19 protein-coding genes are annotated in these 19,017 nt (G+C 62.3%); 9 read left to right on the forward strand and 10 right to left on the reverse strand.

From position 1 onward, the window contains the following. Nucleotide 1: 1 nt before the first annotated feature. Nucleotides 2-961 carry an ABC transporter substrate-binding protein gene (locus NCR93_RS28010; protein WP_175980223.1) on the reverse strand — a complete coding sequence of 320 codons (960 nt, stop codon included), beginning with the start codon at nt 959-961 and terminating at the stop codon, nt 2-4. Between the two features lie 412 nt (nt 962-1,373). Between NCR93_RS28010 and NCR93_RS28015 the strand changes: the two genes are divergently transcribed. Genes NCR93_RS28015 through NCR93_RS28030 form a run of 4 tightly spaced genes read left to right on the forward strand, consistent with a single transcriptional unit; the run spans nt 1,374 to nt 3,038 of the window. Then, complete coding sequence (locus tag NCR93_RS28015) at nt 1,374-1,541, forward strand: hypothetical protein (RefSeq protein ID WP_160172871.1); 168 nt, start codon at nt 1,374-1,376, stop codon at nt 1,539-1,541. A gap of 3 nt (nt 1,542-1,544) precedes the next feature. After that, on the forward strand, nt 1,545-1,727 hold the full coding sequence (locus NCR93_RS28020) for a DUF6726 family protein (RefSeq protein WP_033536015.1): 183 nt from the start codon (nt 1,545-1,547) through the stop codon (nt 1,725-1,727). Between the two features lie 46 nt (nt 1,728-1,773). Next, nucleotides 1,774-2,349: a hypothetical protein gene (locus tag NCR93_RS28025; protein WP_235366186.1), complete on the forward strand. Its 576-nt coding sequence runs from the start codon at nt 1,774-1,776 to the stop codon at nt 2,347-2,349. Nucleotides 2,350-2,369: 20 nt separating this feature from the next. Continuing rightward, complete coding sequence (locus NCR93_RS28030; protein WP_008346373.1) at nt 2,370-3,038, forward strand: flagellar basal body L-ring protein FlgH; 669 nt, start codon at nt 2,370-2,372, stop codon at nt 3,036-3,038. Between the two features lie 17 nt (nt 3,039-3,055). On the opposite strand, the gene NCR93_RS28035 is transcribed toward NCR93_RS28030, so the two are convergent. Beyond that, nucleotides 3,056-3,805 (reverse strand): response regulator, encoded by a 750-nt coding sequence (locus tag NCR93_RS28035; protein WP_033536014.1) that lies wholly within the window; start codon nt 3,803-3,805, stop codon nt 3,056-3,058. Nucleotides 3,806-4,049: 244 nt separating this feature from the next. Here NCR93_RS28035 and NCR93_RS28040 point away from each other — a divergent pair, with 244 nt between their 5' ends. The 4 genes from NCR93_RS28040 (at nt 4,050) to NCR93_RS28055 (ending at nt 8,648) form a co-directional block, all read left to right on the forward strand. Beyond that, nucleotides 4,050-4,778 (forward strand): response regulator, encoded by a 729-nt coding sequence (locus NCR93_RS28040; RefSeq protein ID WP_008346377.1) that lies wholly within the window; start codon nt 4,050-4,052, stop codon nt 4,776-4,778. Nucleotides 4,779-4,783: 5 nt separating this feature from the next. Continuing rightward, nucleotides 4,784-6,091 carry an ATP-binding protein gene (locus tag NCR93_RS28045; protein WP_175980222.1) on the forward strand — a complete coding sequence of 436 codons (1,308 nt, stop codon included), beginning with the start codon at nt 4,784-4,786 and terminating at the stop codon, nt 6,089-6,091. Then, nucleotides 6,088-6,981 carry a tyrosine-protein phosphatase gene (locus NCR93_RS28050; protein WP_175980221.1) on the forward strand — a complete coding sequence of 298 codons (894 nt, stop codon included), beginning with the start codon at nt 6,088-6,090 and terminating at the stop codon, nt 6,979-6,981. The genes NCR93_RS28045 and NCR93_RS28050 overlap by 4 nt, the downstream gene beginning before the upstream one ends. 317 nt (nt 6,982-7,298) lie before the next feature. Further along, nucleotides 7,299-8,648, forward strand: a complete 1,350-nt coding sequence (locus NCR93_RS28055) for an ATP-binding protein (protein WP_175980220.1) — start codon at nt 7,299-7,301, stop codon at nt 8,646-8,648. A 133-nt stretch (nt 8,649-8,781) separates the two neighbouring features. On the opposite strand, the gene NCR93_RS28060 is transcribed toward NCR93_RS28055, so the two are convergent. The 7 genes from NCR93_RS28060 to NCR93_RS28090 all read right to left on the reverse strand — a co-directional run bounded on the left by NCR93_RS28060 (nt 8,782) and on the right by NCR93_RS28090 (nt 15,958). Next, nucleotides 8,782-9,339 carry a hypothetical protein gene (locus NCR93_RS28060; protein WP_008346383.1) on the reverse strand — a complete coding sequence of 186 codons (558 nt, stop codon included), beginning with the start codon at nt 9,337-9,339 and terminating at the stop codon, nt 8,782-8,784. 143 nt (nt 9,340-9,482) lie between these two features. After that, the gene (locus NCR93_RS28065) at nt 9,483-9,773 is read right to left on the reverse strand and encodes a hypothetical protein (protein ID WP_175980219.1); all 291 of its coding nucleotides are present in this window, start codon (nt 9,771-9,773) and stop codon (nt 9,483-9,485) included. A gap of 100 nt (nt 9,774-9,873) precedes the next feature. Then, nucleotides 9,874-10,884 (reverse strand): hypothetical protein, encoded by a 1,011-nt coding sequence (locus tag NCR93_RS28070; RefSeq protein WP_008346388.1) that lies wholly within the window; start codon nt 10,882-10,884, stop codon nt 9,874-9,876. A gap of 134 nt (nt 10,885-11,018) precedes the next feature. Then, nucleotides 11,019-11,249 carry a hypothetical protein gene (locus NCR93_RS28075; protein ID WP_250532313.1) on the reverse strand — a complete coding sequence of 77 codons (231 nt, stop codon included), beginning with the start codon at nt 11,247-11,249 and terminating at the stop codon, nt 11,019-11,021. A 404-nt stretch (nt 11,250-11,653) separates the two neighbouring features. Continuing rightward, the gene (locus NCR93_RS28080) at nt 11,654-13,399 is read right to left on the reverse strand and encodes a tannase/feruloyl esterase family alpha/beta hydrolase (protein ID WP_239295315.1); all 1,746 of its coding nucleotides are present in this window, start codon (nt 13,397-13,399) and stop codon (nt 11,654-11,656) included. A 102-nt stretch (nt 13,400-13,501) separates the two neighbouring features. After that, nucleotides 13,502-14,755 (reverse strand): porin, encoded by a 1,254-nt coding sequence (locus NCR93_RS28085; protein WP_175980217.1) that lies wholly within the window; start codon nt 14,753-14,755, stop codon nt 13,502-13,504. A 255-nt stretch (nt 14,756-15,010) separates the two neighbouring features. Further along, nucleotides 15,011-15,958: a LysR family transcriptional regulator gene (locus tag NCR93_RS28090; RefSeq protein WP_061119784.1), complete on the reverse strand. Its 948-nt coding sequence runs from the start codon at nt 15,956-15,958 to the stop codon at nt 15,011-15,013. 100 nt (nt 15,959-16,058) lie between these two features. On the opposite strand from NCR93_RS28090, the gene NCR93_RS28095 reads away from it, so the two are divergent. After that, on the forward strand, nt 16,059-17,516 hold the full coding sequence (locus tag NCR93_RS28095) for an aldehyde dehydrogenase family protein (protein ID WP_175980216.1): 1,458 nt from the start codon (nt 16,059-16,061) through the stop codon (nt 17,514-17,516). Here the strand turns inward: NCR93_RS28095 and NCR93_RS28100 are convergent. Beyond that, a complete protein-coding gene (locus NCR93_RS28100; protein ID WP_239295316.1) occupies nt 17,477-18,772 on the reverse strand; it encodes a glycosyltransferase family 87 protein in 1,296 nt (431 codons plus the stop codon). The genes NCR93_RS28095 and NCR93_RS28100 overlap by 40 nt on opposite strands. Nucleotides 18,773-19,017: the final 245 nt, after the last annotated feature.

A 19,017-nucleotide genomic window follows, 5' to 3' on the forward strand; every position in this document is an offset into this window, starting at 1 on the left:
GTCAGTATTTGCGGTTGGGGAATTCCTTCGCCGCGACCTCCATCGGGAAGATGCTTTCCTGCGTAACGATCCGCTTGGGCACCGACTTGCCCGCCTTGATGTCCTTCACCACGGACATCAGCTGCGGCCCGAGCAGCGGGCTGCATTCCACGGATACGTTGAGCTTGCCCGCCATCATCGCTTCGAACGCGCCCTTCACGCCATCGACGGAAATGATGATGATGTCCTTGCCCGGCTTCATGCCCGCTTCCTCGATCGCCTGAATCGCGCCGATCGCCATGTCGTCGTTGTGTGCGTAAAGCACGTTGATCTTCTTGCCTTCGGCCTTGAGAAATGCCTCCATCACTTCCTTGCCCTTCGCGCGCGTGAAGTCGCCGGTCTGCGAGCGAATGATCTTGAACTTCGGATCGGATTTGATGATTTCCTCGAAGCCCTTCTTGCGATCGATCGCGGGCGCGGAGCCCACCGTTCCCTGCAATTCGACGATATTGATCGGTCCCGGATTGCCTTTCTCCTTCTCGACGAGCCAGCGGCCCGCCTTGCGGCCTTCCTCGGTGAAGTCCGAGCCGATGAACGTGACATAGAGCGAGTCGTCCTTGCTGCTGATCGCGCGGTCCGTCAGCACGACGGGAATCTTCGCGTTCTTTGCTTCGACGAGCACGGTCTCCCAGCCAGTCTCCACGACGGGCGAGAACGCGATCACATCGACCTTTTGCGCGATGTACGAGCGGATTGCCTTGATCTGATTCTCCTGCTTCTGCTGCGCGTCGGAGAACTTCAGGTCGATGCCGGCTTCCTTCGCGCTCGACTTGATCGACTCGGTGTTGGCGGTGCGCCATTCGCTTTCGGCGCCCACCTGCGCGAACCCGAGGACGATGGGCTTCTGTGCGAACGCGGAAAGCGGGAGCGTTGCGCCGAGTGGCGCGGCGGCCATCGCGACTAACACGGTGCGGCGTTTCATGTCAGTGGTTCCTCCATCCGTTGGCTATGTATCCGTGCTTGTTCGAATGATTATGGAATAACCTGTTAATTCGTTGTTCTATTCATCCCGATGCCATTCCGGTATTTGGGTTTTGCGACGAGCGAGGCAACGGCGCCGAGATAGATTGACTATATGAAGGTATTCGGCCAGTTTTAATTCACGTTAACCCGCTTTTACTACCGAAACAGTCATACCATCTCGCGCCGCGCGCTGCGTCGCAACATGCAGATTCGCACGCGAGGAAAGAACTGGTAACGCCTGCGTAATCGCTGCTAATGGCTCGTAAGCACTCGGGGAAACGACGTTTTGCTTGTGTGATCGTGGCTTCTCGCGCTCGACGAAGATTGCTCCCGTTGCAATCCGCAACGTCCCTTATCCGAAAAGGAGCAGCATGAACGTCACCAGCCCTGCCACTCAACATACGACGCAAGCGACGTCGCACACGCTGCCGATCAAGCGCGGCACCGAAACGCCGACCGTCGAAACCGGCACGCCCGCGGCGAAGACGCCCGCGAGCAATCCGGCGCATCTCGGCAATCACGTCGATACGACTGCGTAAATCATGCGGAGGTCTTTTCGTCTTGCCCTTGCGTGCGCGGCGCTTGCGGCGTGCCCGTTCGTGCTCGACGGCTGCGCGCTCGCCGCGTTGCCGTGCCGCGCGACATCGGCGTTGCTGAAGGTCGTGCCGGTCGTGGGTCATGCCGCGTCCACGCCTTTCGACGCCTGCGCTACTGCCATCGACTGATATGAAGCGAACGATTCTTCGTTGCGCGTTTTTCGTTTGCATGGCGATGCCGGCATTCGCCGCGGCGCAGAAGCCTTTCGACTTCCGCGGCCTGCAGCTCGGCATCGCGCTCGACGCATTCCGGCGCGACGAGCCCGCGCGCGCGACGCCGCCCGGCAGCGTCGCCGTATGCGACACGGATATCGACGCGGCATCGCTCGGCATGGTGCTGCGCGATACGCACAGCCTGTCGATCGCCTGCAAGTGGGCGCATCGCACGCAAGGCGGTTGGAGGGAATCGGCGGCCGTTGTCGATGGCACGCTCGCCCGCGATCACGTATTGCGCTTCCTGGCGATGCCGGGCGATCCGTCGCCGCGGCTGTATCGCATGTCGTTCGTGATCGATGCGCGCGTCGCCGACGACTTCGCCGAAGGGTTGTCGTCGAAGTTCGGCCGAAGCCGCGTCGAACGCGCGAACGGTTATCAGACGCGCACCTGGGAGAACGCGACCAGCTCGATCACGCTGGAAGCGAACGGCGCGGCGGCCTCGGCGCGCGTGATTTATCGGCTGAAGGCGTACGAAGCGTGGCTGCGCGACACGACCGACCGGTGGCGTCTTGCCGCGGTGCACGACGCGCCCTGAATCAAAGGAGAGGATTGTTCATGAAATTCGCGACATTGCCCTGCTCGGCGTTCGCACTCGCACTGGCGGCGTGCTCGTCGTCGGGCTCGCACTCGATCGTCGAGATGCCCACTTATGCGCCGGCCGTCGCGCAACCGGTCAACGTCAACACGCTGGGCGCGATCTATCAGGCGGGATCGTCGGTGTCGCTGTACGAGACTTCGCGCGCGCAGAAGGTCGGCGACGTGCTGACGATCCGTCTTGCGGAGTCGTATCAGGGCAGCAATTCCGCCGATGCCAAGGCGAGCCGCGCGAGCAGCATCAGCGCCGAGGCCGCCGACAAGTCCAGCAGCGCGGCGGCGCGGCTTGCGCGTCTTTTCAACGTCGGTTCGGCGGATACGTCGTTCAAGGGCAATGGCAGCACGAGCAATCTGTCGGCGATGAGCGGCACGCTCGCGGTGTCGGTCATCGGCACGTTGCCGGGCGGCAATCTCGTGGTCGCGGGCGACAAGATCATCGCGATGAGCGGCAATCAGGACCGGTTGCGTTTCTCGGGCATCGTCAATCCGAAGGACATCGAGGCAGGCAATTACGTCGCGTCGAACAAGGTGGCGAATGCGCGCATCGAGCAGGCGGGCGTCGGCATGCTCGCGGATTCAACGACGATGGGCTGGCTGCAACGTCTGTTCATGAGCGTGCTGACTTTCTGACGATGAAGCCGCGCGCGCTACAGGGTCGCGCGCGCCGCGATGCGTCCGGCCGCGGTCGGATCGCCGTGCGGCACGAAGATATAGCCCTGGCCCCACACCGTCTGCACGTAACGCGGTTCGGACGGATCGATTTCGAGCAGACGGCGCAGACGCCAGATCGCGACATCGAGACTGCGATCGCGATGCGCGCCGTTGCCGCGCATTTTTTCGTTGAGCTGCGCGCGCGTGAGCACGACCATCGCGTTCTTCACGAGTGTCTTGAGCAGCGCGAATTCGCCGGAGCGCAGCGCGATGCGTTCGCCGTCGCGGCGCAACTCGCGCGCGCCGAAGTCCATTTCGAACGGGCCGAAACGATAGGCCGGGCGAATTTCGGGCGCGCTCGCCGTGTCGGACGACACGGGCTCGCGGCGTCGCAGGATCGAGCGGATGCGCGCCAGAAGCTCGCGCGGATCGAAGGGCTTGCCGAGATAATCGTCTGCGCCGAGCTCCAGCCCGATGACGCGATCGAGCACGTCGGAGCGGGCCGTCAGCAGAATCACGGGGATATCGTCGCGCGCATTGCGCAGTTCGCGCAGCGCGCTGATGCCGTCCTTGCCGGGCATCATCACGTCGAGCACGACCATCGAAGGGCGCTCGGCCTGCACGCGACGGCGCAACTCCGTCCCGTCGTCGAGAACGGAGACGTCGAAGCCGTGCTGCTCCAGATAATCGCGGACGTGATCGCGCACGACGGGGTCGTCGTCGACCATCAGTACATGTGGTGTCATGCCCAAATTCTAAGCGCGACGCCGAGGCCCCCGCGACGCTTGCGAACTTTCCATTTCTTTCCGTTACGGCCTGTTTCGGCGCGCGTTTCGACGGCGCTTTACCGACGCGCGGGGCTTGTCGCGGGAATGGAACGCGCGTGCTGCGAGGCTTCATCGCGCGAAAGACGCGTCCGGTAAGAATCCGTAACGTTGCGCGACGCGCGAGACGCGCTGTAAGGCATTTGTGTACGAATAGAATTTTGGGATGGCTACATCGGTTCTTATCGTCGACGACGATCCCGCGGTGCGCGACCTGCTGCGCCGCTTCTTTCAAGAGCAAGGCATCGACGTTTCCGTGCTGCACGATGGCGCCGGTTTGCGTCGGCGTCTGGAGCTCGAACGTCCGTCCATCGTCGTGCTCGACATCATGATGCCGGTCACGGACGGCTTGCGCGCGCTGCGCGATCTGCGCGCGGCGGGCGAAGACATTCCGGTGATCTTCGTGACCGGTTGCGACAGCGTTCCGCAAAAAATCGCCGGCCTGCAATCGGGTGCGGACGACTATCTCGCCAAGCCGTTCGATCCGCATGAATTGCTCGCGCGGATCGAAGCGGTGCTGCGGCGGCGCACGGCCGCGCCGAGCCGGCCCGAACCCGCGCCGCGCGAACGCTTCGGGCGCTTCGAAGTCGATTTCGTGTCGCGTTCGCTGTTGCGCGGCGACGAGCGCATCGCGTTGCGCGACAGCGAGTTCGCGCTGCTGAAGGTCTTCATCAAGAATCCGTACAAGGTGCTGTCGCGCGTGCTGATCCACGATCTCGTGCATCGCGACGATCTGCCTTTCCGCGATCGCGGCCTCGATGTGCCGATCTGGCGTCTGCGCCGTCTGATCGAAGACGATCCGTCGCATCCGCGTCATGTGCAGACCGTGCGCGGGCAAGGCTATGTCTTCGTTCCCGATGCGGACGATTCGGCATCCGGCTGGATCGAGGCGTAGCCGCGATGCGTTCGGGTTTCTGGCAGTCCGCGCGGACGCTGCGCGGTTTCATCGATTCGCTGTTCGGCCGCATGGCGATCGTGTCGATCGGCGTGCTGGTCACGCTGCAGGTCGGATGGTTCGCGATTCTCCACGTACAAGGGCCGCACAAGGAAGCGGATGGTTACGCGCGCGCGCTGCTGATCGTGCTGGAAGCGGCGCACAACGATGTCGCGCTCGGCGGACGGCTGATGCGCGAGACGCGCGTGCATATCGTGCCGGTGTGGAACATGCCGGAGCCGCTGACGCTGCGCGATCCCGCGAAGACGCGTCACGGGCATCTCGCGCGGCAGCTCGCCAGTCGTTTGCCGCCCGGGACGCAGATCGCGATCGATATCGACGGCCATAACAAATCGCGGCTCTGGGTGCGCTATCCGTCGAGCAATGTGTGGATCGTCGCGCCGATCGATCTGCCGCCGCCCGCGCCCTTCATGACCGAAGGCGTCGTGCTGCTCGCCGGCGCGCTCGTGCTTTCGCTGATTGCGACATGGCAGTTGCAGCGGCCGCTCGCGCGCGTCGCGCAGGCCGCGCGACGCTTCGGCGGCGGCGAGCGGCCGGTGCCCGTCGAGGAAAACGGGCCGCGCGAATTGCGCGAGCTCATCGGCGCGTTCAATCAGATGATGAAAAAGCTCACCGACGCCGACGACGATCGCGCCGTGATGCTGGCCGGCATCGCGCACGACCTGAAGGCGCCGCTCACGCGCCTGTCGCTGCGGGCGAGCGTGCTCGCGAAGGACGAACGCGAGCGCGCGAATTTTCTGCGCGACATCGACTCGATGACGCGCATCGTGCAGCAGTTTCTCGAATTCGCGGGACGGTCGTCGTCGGACGGCGCGACGACCGGCGTCGATGCGTTCATCGCCGAGCAGTTCGCGTCGCCCGAGGATGGCGACGAGCCGTTGTTCGCGCTGTCGCTCGAAGCGGGCGATGCGTTTCACTTGCCGCGCACTTTCATCGACCGGCTGATGACCAATCTCGTCGACAACGCGCTCGAACATGGCGAGCCGCCCGTCGAGATTCGCACCGCGCTGCGGGATGGCGACTGGCTGATCGAAGTGCGCGATCACGGACCCGGCATTCCCGACGAGCGCCTGGACGAAGCGCTGCGTCCCTTCGTGCGGCTCGATCCCGCGCGCAGCGGCAACGGGCATTGCGGCCTCGGGCTCACCATCGTCGAACGTCTGGCGCGCGAGCAGCGCGGCCGCTGCGAGATCGCCAATGCCGAGGGCGGCGGGCTGATCGTGCGTATCGTCATTCCCTTTGATCAAACATGATGCTTGCTTCGTCCACGCGTGAGGCGCCTTTGTCGCGCCGCGCTTTCATTCGCGGCGGCGCGCGCGTCGCATTGCTTTCGACCACTTTCGGCGCGGGCGCATTGCTATCGGCGTGCGGCGGCGCGAGCGAAGAGCGCAGCGTGATGGAAACGCCGAGGCTCTCCACGGTCGAGAATTTCCGCGATGTGGCCGGCGTGGGCGACGGCTATCCGACCGTCGATGGCGGCCGCTTGCGTCGTGGCGTGTTCTATCGGTCCGGCGCACTGACACCCGGCGATGCGGACGCGGCGTTGCTTGCGCGCTTGTCGTTGCGCGCGGTGCACGATCTTCGCGTGGTGGCGGAGGCGTCGCTTGCGCCGGACCGCGTGCCGACGGACGCGGTGCGCGAGACCCACGAGATCGCGCCGATCGACGCAGCCGGCGCGACGCCCGTCGATGCGGCCGCCGCGACCGCGTGGATGAACGCGCGACAGCGTCAGCTCGTGACCGATCCGGCCGCGCGCTTGCAATTCGGCGCGCTGCTGACTCGGCTTGCGCGTGTTTCAGGCGCGCAGGTGGTCCACGGCACGGCGGGCAAGGATCGGACGGGCTGGGCGGCGGCGCTGCTGCTCGCCATCGCCGATGTGCCGCTCGATGTGATCATCCAGGACTATCTGCTGACGAACACGGCGGCAGAGACGCAGATCGATGCGCGCGTGAAAGCGCATGCGGCGCGTGCCGGGATCAATGCGCAGGCGGTCGCGCCGCTTCATCGGGCGCAAAGCGCGACGATCGAAGCCGCGTTCGAGGAGATGCACAGCGGGTTCGGGACGTTGAGTAACTATCTCGCGCAGGGGTTGGCGGTGAGTGCCGCCGATGTGGCGATGTTGCGGGCGAAGTTGGTGGGGTAGGGTGGTGGAGGATTCGAGCGCGGCCTTCCGATTCGCCGCGCGCTCCGATGTCTTACCGATTCCGCAATTGAAGCAGTTGCTCAGATAAGCTCGCTCGGTTTCTCGCCGCGCCGGCGTCGCTCCAGTCCTTCGAACGAGGCTCTCTGCCTCGCTTTCCCGCACGGGCCGTCATCGTGGCGATATGCACGCTCCCGTATCGCCTGTCAAAATCAAATCTCCTTCGCGGCGGTGCTAGCATTCCCGCCACGAATCAAGCACGCCCGCCATTCTGAAAAAATAGAACCCTGCGATACATAAAAAAATTGACGAGGCCTCGAATGGAGACACACCAGACCCGCTCACCCCGCTCGATGACCTCGCGGCTCACCTGGTGGATTGCCTCCGTCGTCGCCGCGCTGAGCGTGATGGCGGGCGTCGCCTCGTTTGCCGCCGCGTCTCACGAAGCGAACAAGCTTCAGGACGGTCATCTGCGCGAGATCGGCGCGCTCATCGATGCGAAAAAGCTCGTTCTGGATACGACCGCCGTCGCGTGGCAAGGCAGTCAGGATTCGGACGTGCGGCTCGTCATCTCGCGCCTGGAGCCTGAATGGGAAGCCGCGAACGCATCGGCACCGATCATCGTTCCGGCGACGCTCAAGGACGGCCTGCATGACCTCGAAACGCATGGCAGGCGCTGGCGTGTCGATGTCCGCACGCTGCATTCCGGAGACCGGATCGCGGTCGCGGAGCTGTCCACGATCCGCGATGAAATCGCCAGCGACGGCGCAATGCGTACCCTCTTTCCGATGCTCGCCCTGACGCCCGTGATCGTCGCGCTGGTCTTCTTTCTCGTGCGGCGGATGCTCCTGCCGGTGCGCCGTCTCGCGAGTGTCGTGGACTCGCAGGACGATGCAACGCTCGACACGCTGTCCGAGGAAGACATCCCGGCAGAACTGCTGCCGTTCGTCACGTCGATCAACCGGCTCATCGGCCGCCTGAAGGATGCGATGGCCCAGCAGCGCCGTTTCATCGCCGATGCCGCGCACGAGCTGCGTTCGCCGCTTGCCGCGCTGTCGTTGCAGGCGGAGCATCTCGGCGCCGCGGACTCGGCCATCGTCGCGCGCGAGCGTCTCGTCACGTTTCACGCCGCGATACGGCGCACTGCGCGGCTCGTCGAACAGTTGCTCGCGCTCGCGCGCTCGCAGCATGGATCGTCGATGAAGCCATCGGTCGTATCGCTGCGAGAACTCGCAACCGATATCGTGATCCAGTCGGTGAACATGGCCGAGGACAAGCATGTCGATCTCGGGCTCGAACGCGTCGACGATGTCGACGTGATCGCCGACGCGCCCGCGCTGGCCGTCGTGTTGCGCAATCTCGTCGACAATGCCGTGCGCTACACGCCGGAAGGCGGCAGAGTGGATGTATCCGTCACCGTGAGCGGACAGGACTTGCTGCTGGAGGTGCAAGACTCGGGACCAGGCATTCCCGACGACGAACTGACTCGCGTGCTCGAGCCGTTCTATCGCATCCCCGGCACGCGCACGATGGGCAGCGGCCTCGGCCTCTCGATCGTGTCCGAAACCGCGCGGCGCAGTGGCGCTCGCTTCGTGCTCCAGAACACCGAGACGGGGCTGCGCGTGTGCTATTGGCATCCGCTGCGCGAGCGGACCGCCGGGAGCATGTGATAAAAAAAGGCGACTCGCCAGAAGAACGATGGCGAGCCGCAAGAGGGATCGGTCAACAACTACTGCGCAGGCAGATTAGCACCGGTTTCACGCGTGAAATCGCATCGGAAAGATGCCGTAAGGAAAGCGCCCTTCACTGTGTGCGCGAGACCACCATACGGTCGACCAGCGCATCGAGCTTCTGCCGCGCGCTCGCGAAACGGTCTACGTTCAGACCATTGGTGTCGTAGCGCGCCGTCACGAGAATCTGCCCTTGACGCACGATCGTGAGATCGATCGCCGACAGATACGGCACCGGCTCGCTGCCGAACGCGCGCTTGTTCCAGCTCGTCGTCGCGGCGTAGACGAACATCGCCTCGCAACCGGGCGGCGACGTGCCGGGGTTATAGACCGTCGAAATCACACCGCGCCGCTGCAACGCGACCTGCAGCGAGGGCACGAAGTCGCCTGTCGCGACGTTCTGGTTCAGTTCGATGCATACGGATTGCAACGAGGCAGGCGAGCCCGTCACCGATGTCGGCGACGAATAGTTCGACGCGACCGTCATGCCCGCCTGCACGAGCGAGCCGGCGGCATCGGCGGCCGTAATCAGCGTCCACGTACAGCCGGAAAGCGCGCTTGCCCCGAAGGCAAGGAGCGCGCGAGCGATGAGCGTGCCGAACATGCTCGGGCCGCCGAATTGAACTTGCATGGCTTGGCGTCGTATCGATGGAAAGAAGGGCGGTGTGTCTGTCGACATCACGCATCGATATCTTCCCGCGACGCGCCGTCATCCGATATGCGGAGCAAGGCGCCAATCCGGCGAGTTATTTCCAGGTATTAATCCGCGAGCGATCAGACGAACAGGGACACGATTCCGCCGATGGTCGCCGCCGCTGCAACCCATTTGCCCGCGGTGTAGAAGCCATTCGTATCGGTCGCCTGCACTTCGGGACGTTCCAGCCCGAGCGCGCCATAAGCGAACGATTTCACCGATGACGGCGGGTTGGTTTGCTGAGGGACGGCGGCATCGTCGGCCGATGTGTCCTGCTCGACGTCGGTCGTGTCATCGGCAGGCGCGGCGCGGCGGGGAAGAGGCGTATCGGCGCTCGTATAGGCGGCCGTGGTCGCACTGTTGATCTGCATCGCTGGCCTCGTCTTTATGCGCTACTGCAAAGCCGCAATAACGGCCTGTCGCGACGATGCTTGAACACGCCCGCCTTTCGGTTCCTTACCGGTGGCCCGATCACATCGGATGGTTCTGCACGAAGGTCTTGTATGCCCAGTAGGCGGCCTTCTGCGTGAGTCCGTCGCTCTGGATAAGACCGTAATCGCCTTCGCTGTCGTCGTAGAGTTCGAAGGCCTGAATCGACTGGATGTTGTACTTCGACGCGACGCTCGCGAACTGCGCCATCATCAGACTGCCTGTCATGTATGTCGCGATCTGGCTGTACGAGCCGAAGTCTGGGCGCACGCCGAACTCGTTGATCCATACCGGCTTGCCCATATCGTGCAGAAACTGGAGCACGTCATGACATCCCGTGCCGCCGCATGCGTGCGTCATGTCGCCCTGACTCGAATACCAGTGCCACGACGTGACATCCCAACTCACCGCCGGATGACCCCAGGTGCCGTCCGGTTGCGAACCGTCGGCGAGCATCTGGAAGAAAGCGGTGTGCAACCAGGTGCCGCCCAGGACGATCTTCGCGGAGCTGTCCACGGACTTCACGCCTGCGATCATCCCGCGGATCACGCCGCGCGCGAGCATGAACGACCAGTTGTTGTACTGATACCAGACGGTGCCGTCGACATTGCCGATAAGCGCCTTCGCTTCGAGTTCGTTGCCGACCTCGTAGTACTTGTAGGGGTAGCTGTTGGCCGTCTGCTGGCCGAGCGTGTAGCCCGCCTTGTAGGCGTCGTTCTCGCTGTTGTAGTTCAGGTTCATGAGCATCACCGGATACACGGTGACGCCGCCTTCTTCCATCGTCTTCGCGATGTTCGCAACCATGTTGGCCGATGTCTGGCTGTACACGTCATTGCGATAGATCGTTGCGCCGAGATCCTGCAATTGCGACAGTTGCGTCTTCGCGCCCACGACGTCGTATGCGCCGCCGTTGCTGTTGTGGCCGTTCGCGCCGTAAAAGATCGAGCCGCTGCCGCTTGCGGCCTTCGCGGTCGACTTCAGCGATGCCGCGCTCGTGCTCGCCGCGGCGGTGTCGGCGGGGTTGTCGCTGCCACCGCAGGCGGCAAGCACCATGCTTGCGGCGAGGGTTGCCGCAATGGATCGGGGCAGGAAGGAGGCAATTCTGTTCTTCATGGCGTTTAGTATGACTAACGGAGATGCGCGCTTTCGCAACGATCAGGGCACACGTTGAGCGCCGGGTCGAGCGATCAACGAGGCGATGCGCAGAATCGGTCGCGCATCCGAAATAGTTGAAAGAGATTGTTAGTAATCCGAATGACCGGCTCAGGATGAACGCCATTGACGACGCGTATCGGTGCGCCGAAAAAGCCAAGCCAGTGCAGATTCGCTGAAGCAAAGCCGAGCACAAAAGCGATGTGCATGCGGAATGGCCAGCGTTCGATGACGATGATCCGCGAACGTGAATTCGCGTCGGTCATCGGTAACATGTGCAGCGATACGACTTCGATGACGTCAAAATTGCTGACGGCGGCGCGATGCAGTTCGCGCCCTGAGCGTGCGTTGCCGGTATTAAGTCAGCGGGGAAAGGTTACTTTGTTCCGACGTAGAAGTAAACCCGATAGCAGAAAAAACATCTTGTGTACGGCAACATTTCGACTGGTCTTTTCTGCCGTTTATCGTTTTCTGCGTAGCCGTTTCTACCGCAGCAAGGGTGCTGATAATCGTTTCGCTTGCCTTGCTTGGATTGCCATGCTTCGGCGAGAACGGCACAGGAACTTCTCGTGGCAGCAGAACTGACTCTGTGCCCGCGTGAGTCAAGGGGGAAGTGCGCGCCGCTGCATCACCGGTAATGATGGAACGACAGCGGCGCGCTCGATGCAACTTACGGTGCAGCCACGCCCTGCGTCTTCGGGCTATACGACGTATAGAAGCTCGCGCCCGCCCATGTCGGCGCAGCGTCGTTATACAGCGGCGCACCTTGGCTCCAGTTCGCACCGTCGTGCCAGTCGCCGCTGCCGCTGAACTTCGCCACGGCCGGATACGGATACACCGGACGCGATGCCGTCACCTTGCTCGTCGTCGCATCGGTCTGATAGGTCATCACCGCATTCGGCGATGTGCCTTGTTCGACCCAGCCCGTGATCTGCGATACGAGATCGATGTTCGGAAAGCCTTCGCCGCCGCCGCAGTGACCCACGCCCGGCACGACATACAAACGCGAGAACTCGTTCGCGCTCGCTTCGCCCATCGTGTCCTTCACGGCCTGGTAATAGCGGATCGTGAAAAGCGGGGAGATGTGCTGATCCGCCCAGCCGTGCCACAGGATCAGCTTGCCGCCCGCGTTCTTGAACGCCGACAGATCGGGGCTCGTTGCATCGTTGAGCGGATGGTTCGCCTGCAGATAGCTCGAATAGAAGCTCGCATCGTGATAGCCGAAGGTGTCGACATTCGGCATCGACGGCGACCCCGTGAAGATCAGGTTATATGCCCCGGTCACGATCATGTAGCTGAAGAGACTGGTGACGGGCACGGCTGCGTCCGTCGAGTTCGTCGTCGGCACTTCGACGCCGATCCAGTTCGCTTCCGAGCCGAACTGCGGCGAGCCGCCCAGCATGAGCATGCCGGTGTTCGTATCGGTGGGGCCGCTGTAGATCTTCGAGGCCGTTGCGACTTCGGCGGCCGTCAGACAGTTGCTCGTGCTCGATGCATTGGCCGCGCATTGAATCGATGCGGGATCGAAGTGACAGGTACGCGGATCGGCGAGGAGACCATCGGGTACGTTGGCTTGACCGCCGCATGCAGCCACGACTGCCTTGTGCAGCAGTTGAGCCTTGTCGGCATAGAGCACGGCCTTGCCTGCGCTCGTACCCGTCGTGCTGTTCGATTCGACGTTCCAGCCGTGATAGAGCGAGTTTTGAATCTGGAAATGCGCAGCCGGCGCGCCCGCGACGATGCCGTTGTAATCCGACGGATAACGTTGCGCGGCCATCAGCGCTTCACGGCCGCCATCCGAACAGCCGACGAAGTAAGCGTATTTCTGCTCCTGTCCGTAGTAAGCCTTGATCAACTTCTTCGCGGCGAGCGTCGTGATGTGCTGGCCACGATACGCAAAGTCGGCCTGCTTTTGCGGATCGGTCGACCATGTCGAATCCTGACCCGAATGACCCATGTCGGTCGCTGCCGTGACAAAGCCGCCTTGTTGAACGAGCGGGCACGTATAGCTGAAACTGAAGGAGCTTTGCTGAGTCGGATCGCTCAGATTGCCGCACAAGCCGCCGCAGCCGAGTTCGGCGAAGCGCTGTGTCCACGAGTCGACGGGCAGTGCGACCTCGAACGTATTCGAAGGCGCGAGCGTGCCTTTGACCGTGCAGAAGTTGACGGTGGCGCCGTTGACGGTCGCGGCCGTGACCGTCGCCGATGTGATCGTGCTGCCGGTGCCGCCGATATCGCTCAAATCGACCGATGCCAGCTTCGAGCAATCGACCGTAGGTTTCACCACGGCCAAGGGTGTTTGCGCGGCGTTGCCGCTACCGCTATTGTTGCCACTGCCTCCGCATGCCGTGACGACGACGGTCACGAGGCAGGCGGTTATCAGCGCCATTAATCGCTTGGGATCCAGAGCTCTCATAGTTATCTCCTAGACTTCGTTTTGATGGCGTACGGACGAACGTCGCCAGCACGCCGAAGCGTGCGGACGATATGAAACGATCGTGGTGCTACGCGCGTTCGATCAGAAGCGATGGATGATGCCGACGCCCGCCGCGAACATGCTGCGCGATGCCGACGGCGCGCTTTGGAAGCCGTCGCCGATCGTCGCGTTGGCGGCCGTCTGACGGTTCGTAGCAGTGCCCGAGGGCGCCGCCAGCGTGTTGCCGTTCGCACGCTGGAACGCTTCCAGTGCGTACAGTCCCGTGCGCTTCGACAGCGAGTAGTACTGCGAGAGATTGAACTGGTGGTACGACGCGGCGTCGTTGATGCCGTTCGCCTTGCTGGCCCATGTATAGCTGTAGCCCGCTGCGAAGTCCCATGCCGACGTCGCCTTCCAGTGCAACACCGAGCCGACCGTGTTGAACACGGCTTCGTCGGTGAATTGCGAATTCACGCCCGGGATGTATTGAACGTTCGTGTACGTGACCGAGATGTCCCATGCGCTGTTGAACTGATAACCGCCTGCAACCGCGAAGCGCTGTTGCGCTTGTGCGCGTTGATAACCGGCCGTCACCGCCGACACGCCCGGCTGACCCGAACCATCGGTCGCTGCCGTGCTGTTGATCGTCGTCGAGCTGCTGCTGTAGATGCCGCCGCCATTGGCCGCGTTGTTGATGCGCGAGAACGCGACCGTGCCGCCGATCGGGCCTTGCTGGTATTGCAACGCAGCCGACCACGTCGACCCCTGATACACGCTGTCAGGCACGCCTGCAAGCGAGTACGAGCCGCTTACGGTGAAGCCATACATCTTCGGCGACGTATAGACGATCGAATTGTTCGCGCGATAGATCGTGTCGAGGCCGTCCAGATCGCCCGGATGCGCGCCGAAGTAACCGGTCAGCCAGTTCGTCGGGCTATACGGCGAGAGCAGCGTGTAGTACGAGGTGTATTGACGACCCAACGTCAACGTACCGTACGCCGGATTCGTGAGACCGACCCATGCCTGACGGCCGAACATCGCATTGGTGAACTGCGCTTGTCCGCTATTGATGTCGAAGCCCGATTCCAACTGGAAGATGGCCTTGTTGCCGCCGCCGAGATCTTCGGCGCCCTTCAAACCGAAGCGGCTACCGGCCCAGATGCCCGATCCGGTCTTGACGTTCGAGCGGCCCGGGTTCGTCTTTGCGAGATTGGTCTGGCTGCTCTGATAGACGATCGAATCGTCGACGATACCGTACAGCGTGACGCTGCTTTGCGCTAACGCCGGCGTTGCGATCGCCGCCGCATAGAACAACACGCCCGCGCTTAATGGCTTCAGTTGATGTCTCACTCTCATACACCCTCATCGTTGTCGTTGGATTGGTGAGCGATAGCATCGCGCGTAGTGCGACGATTGCCCGCCGGTGCGAACGTACGCCGATGACAGGGCATGAAAAGAAAGGGTTAACCATTGATCCGATACCGAAAGTGAAATGCAAGGTCGCGTCCGGAAATGAGGCGAGCCTTGCAGGCACAGTGTCGGAATGCCGCTTTCAAGCGACAATCGAACGCCTCACACCGAAAACCGCGATAAACAAAACTGATGGCGGCGTTAAGTCTTTGAATTGACCTTTCGACGCTTCTTTTTCGGCGCCGGGTGCTTTCGATTTGCGTCGGCATATTCGCGGATCATGTCCGTCAATGCGCGCAAGCCCGCCGGCACATGCCGACGGCCGGGATAGTAGAGGCATAGTCCGTCGAGCGGCGGCGTCCAGTCTTCGAGCACGCGCACGAGGGCGCCTGCTTCGAGATCCGCGGCGACATTCCATTCGGTCAGGTAAGCGAGACCGATCCCCGCGCGCGCGGCGGTCAGCATCATGCCCGGTTCGTCGAGCGTCAGCGCGCCGTCGCCATCGATGCGTATGGATTCGCCATGCCGCTCGAATTCCCATTGATAGATCGACCCGCTCGGCATGCGGCTGCGAATGCAGCGATGCGTCGCGAGGTCGGCAGGCGTGCGTGGCGGCTTGTGCTGTTCGAAGTACGCGGGACTGCCGACGACGGCGAAGCGCTGGCGATCGCCGAACGGCACCGCGATCATGTCTTGCGGTACGGTTTCCAGCAGACGAATGCCCGCATCGAAACCTTCGACGACGATATCGATGAGCCGGCCTTCGGTGACGATATCGAGCTTCATGTCCGGATAGCGCTTCAAGAACGCGATGAAAAGCGGCATCGCCTGATGCGCCGCGCCCACCGATGTATTGATACGCAACGTACCCGATGGCGTGTCGCGAAAGCTGCCGGCCTGTTCGAGCGCGTCGCGAATCGTCGAAAGCGCGGGCGCGATGTTCTGCACGAATTGCGCGCCGGCCTCGGAAAGCGACACGCTTCGGGTCGTGCGATTGAAGAGCCGCACGCCGATGCGAGCCTCCAGCGCGGCGATCGCATGACTCAGCGCGGACGTCGATACGCTCAGTTCATTCGCCGCCGCGCGAAAGCTGCGATGCCGCGCGACGGAAAGAACCGCTTCGAGTTCGGTGAGCCCCGATGTTTTCATTATGCTAAATCGTTCAATAGGTCATGCCGGATTGTACGTCTAGCCGAATCAATGCAAACGCCTTATCTTTTGCTCAATACATCGACCGAGCGAATTCATCATGCATGACATCGACCAGATTTATATCGGCGGCGCGTTTGTCACGCCGCACGGCAACGAGCTTTTCGAACTCTTCAATCCCGCGACAGAAAAAGTTATCGGCCGCGTGCGCCTCGCAGACAAGGACGATGCGCGCAATGCAATTGCGGCGGCGAAGCGCGCATTTCCCGCATTCTCGCGGACGGACAAGCGCGATCGTATCGACATGCTGAAGCGCATGCACGCCGCCGTCATCGCGAAAGAGGATGAGCTTTTCGAGGCCGTCGTCGAAGAATACGGCGCACCGGTTTCGCGCGGGCGCTGGATGGCGCGACATGCGAGCAACGTGCTGCTGGAAGCGGCGAAGGTGCTCGAAGACTATGCGTTCGTGCGTGACGCGGGTACGGCAAAAGTAATGATGCAACCGCTCGGCGTTGCCGGGCTGATCACGCCGTGGAATAGCGACGCCGGCTTTATCTGCGGCAAGCTGGCGGCGGCGCTCGCGGCGGGTTGCACGGCGGTCATCAAACCGAGCGAAATGAGCGCGATGCAAACGCGCGTCGTCACCGAAGCGCTGCATGAGGCGGGACTTCCGGCAGGCGTGTTCAACATCGTCACGGGCCGAGGCGATATTGTGGGCGCGGAGATCAGCGCGCATCCCGATGTCGCGAAGCTGTCGTTCACGGGATCGACGGTCGTCGGCAAGACGATCCTGCGCACAGCCGCCGATACGCTCAAGCGCGTGACGCTCGAACTCGGCGGCAAGTCGCCGACGATCGTGCTCGACGATGCGAACTTCGACGAAGCCGTGCCGCTCGCGCTCGATGCTGGCTTCATGAACAGCGGTCAGGCATGCATCGCGGGCACGCGCGTTCTCGTGCCGCGTGCGCGGCTCGCGGAGTTCGAAGAGAAAATCGTGAGCGCCATCGAGAAGATTCGCTCGGGCGATCCGCGCGATCCGCATACGAGCATCGGCCCGATGGTGAGCCGCAAGCAATGGGAGCGCGTGCAGCGTTATATCCGTATTGGCATCGATGAGGGCGCGCGACTGATCGCGGGTGGCGAGGGGCGTCCGGATCACGTCGGCGCCGGCTGGTTCGTGCGTCCGACGCTCTTCAGCGACGTGACCAACGACATGACCATTGCGCGAGAGGAAATCTTCGGGCCGGTGCTGTCGATCATCGCGTACGGCGATATCGAAGATGCCATCGCGATCGCCAACGATACGCCTTATGGTTTGCAGGCGTACATCGCTTCATCGGACGCCGCGCGCGCGAACGCGGTGGCGTCGCGCATCGACGCGGGGCGCGTGCTCGTCAACACGCTCGCGCATGAACCTGCTGCGCCGTTCGGCGGATTCAAGCAATCGGGCATCGGACGCGAATACGGCACGTTCGGCATCGAAGCGTTCCTCGAACCGAAGGCACTGCTGGGCGTCCGTCAAGCCCGCGACTCGAGGCCGCCCGATTCCGCGTGCTGATTGCGCCGCACCGCTGTGGCAGGCCCGAAATAACGCGCGATGCAGAGCGCGTAGGTGATCAGCGCCGAGATCGTGTACATCGCGGATCGCTCCATGAAGAACAGCAAGAGCACGGCAATCGCGAGAAGCAGCATCTCGATGCGAGGCGAAATCGCGGACAGTTGCAGATCGCGGCGCTCGATTGCCGTGCCGAGCAGAATCACGAGCGGAATCAGCGCGACGACCATGTGGATCGGCTCGAGGATCGGCGCGGCAAGCAGCATCGTCATGCATGCGAGCGCGTAGTCCATGCGTTTGTCGCGGCTGCGGAAGAAGACGAGGTAACACGCGAACACGCAGATGATCGCGGCGAAGATCGTCGATGTCGCGTGAAGCGTCGCTTCGGATGCGGGCGTGCCGAGCTTTTCGGATATGGTCTGCAATGCGCCGCGCACCGAACTGTTGCCGGGCAAGCCACCCGCACCGAGGATGTACGTCTGCGCTCGGCCGATCTCGACGGTCAGATATTCCCAGATCACGCGAAAGCCGAGCTTGCTCGCGGTGAAGAGCGTGATCGCGATGGCGCAGACGCCCGTCGAGATTACCGTGCGCCATTCGCGTCGCAAGAGAAGCAAGCCGACGATGGCGAGCGGTGTCACCTTGAAGACGACGGCGAACGCGAGAAAGACTCCCGCGAGCCAGCGATTGCCGCGCTCGATCAAGAAGAACGACGTCACGAGAAGAAAGAAAAGAAGCTGGTTCGATTGCGCGAGATAGGCGTCATGCAGAACCGGAAAGCTCAGCATGGTCACGCCGATGAGCAGCGCGGTCACGCGCCTGTCTTCGCCGCGATAGGCCATCTTCGCGAGAAGCACTGCGCCGATGATGGACAGCACGACCGACATCGCGACCCAGGCGAGCTTCGCGGTGAACGACGGCAATAACGCGAACGGCGCAAAGATCAGCGCAAATTGCGGCGGATAACAATAGATCAGGATATCGTCGAGATTGGCGCCGAGCGTCGTCAGATAGGCGACGAGCCGCTCGTTGTTATAGATGAGCGACGGATCGTGCGGCGAATTCAGCACGCTGCTGAAGGCGTAATAGTAGAAATTGAAATCGCTGAAGGCCTTCGGATGATCGGCCGAATAACTCAGCGTGTAGTGATAGATGATGACCATGCGAATCGCGAGAAAACCCGCCGCGACCAGCATGAGCAAAGCCGCGATGATCCGGACGTTATCCGCAGATCTGGCGCCAACCCGAGCGTTCAACATGGACGTTCTCCCGTGTGCCGGCTATCACGTTGTAAGGGCGCTGTAATGAATCCTTTGCGATTGATCCGCTATTCGTCGCATGAAATCGGGCGAGAGAACCGTTAGCGGATCGTATGGCCTACGAATCGTGACAGCATCACAGGGGCCGCGTCAATCTGGTATTTGCGCAGTGCAATGAAGAAACTGCTTTTTGAAAAATGGATGACGCTCGTGCGTTTTTATGCATGCCGCGTGTTGAACGAAAA

Source organism: Caballeronia sp. ATUFL_F1_KS39, from assembly GCF_023630985.1.
GTDB classification, from domain to species: domain Bacteria; phylum Pseudomonadota; class Gammaproteobacteria; order Burkholderiales; family Burkholderiaceae; genus Caballeronia; species Caballeronia zhejiangensis.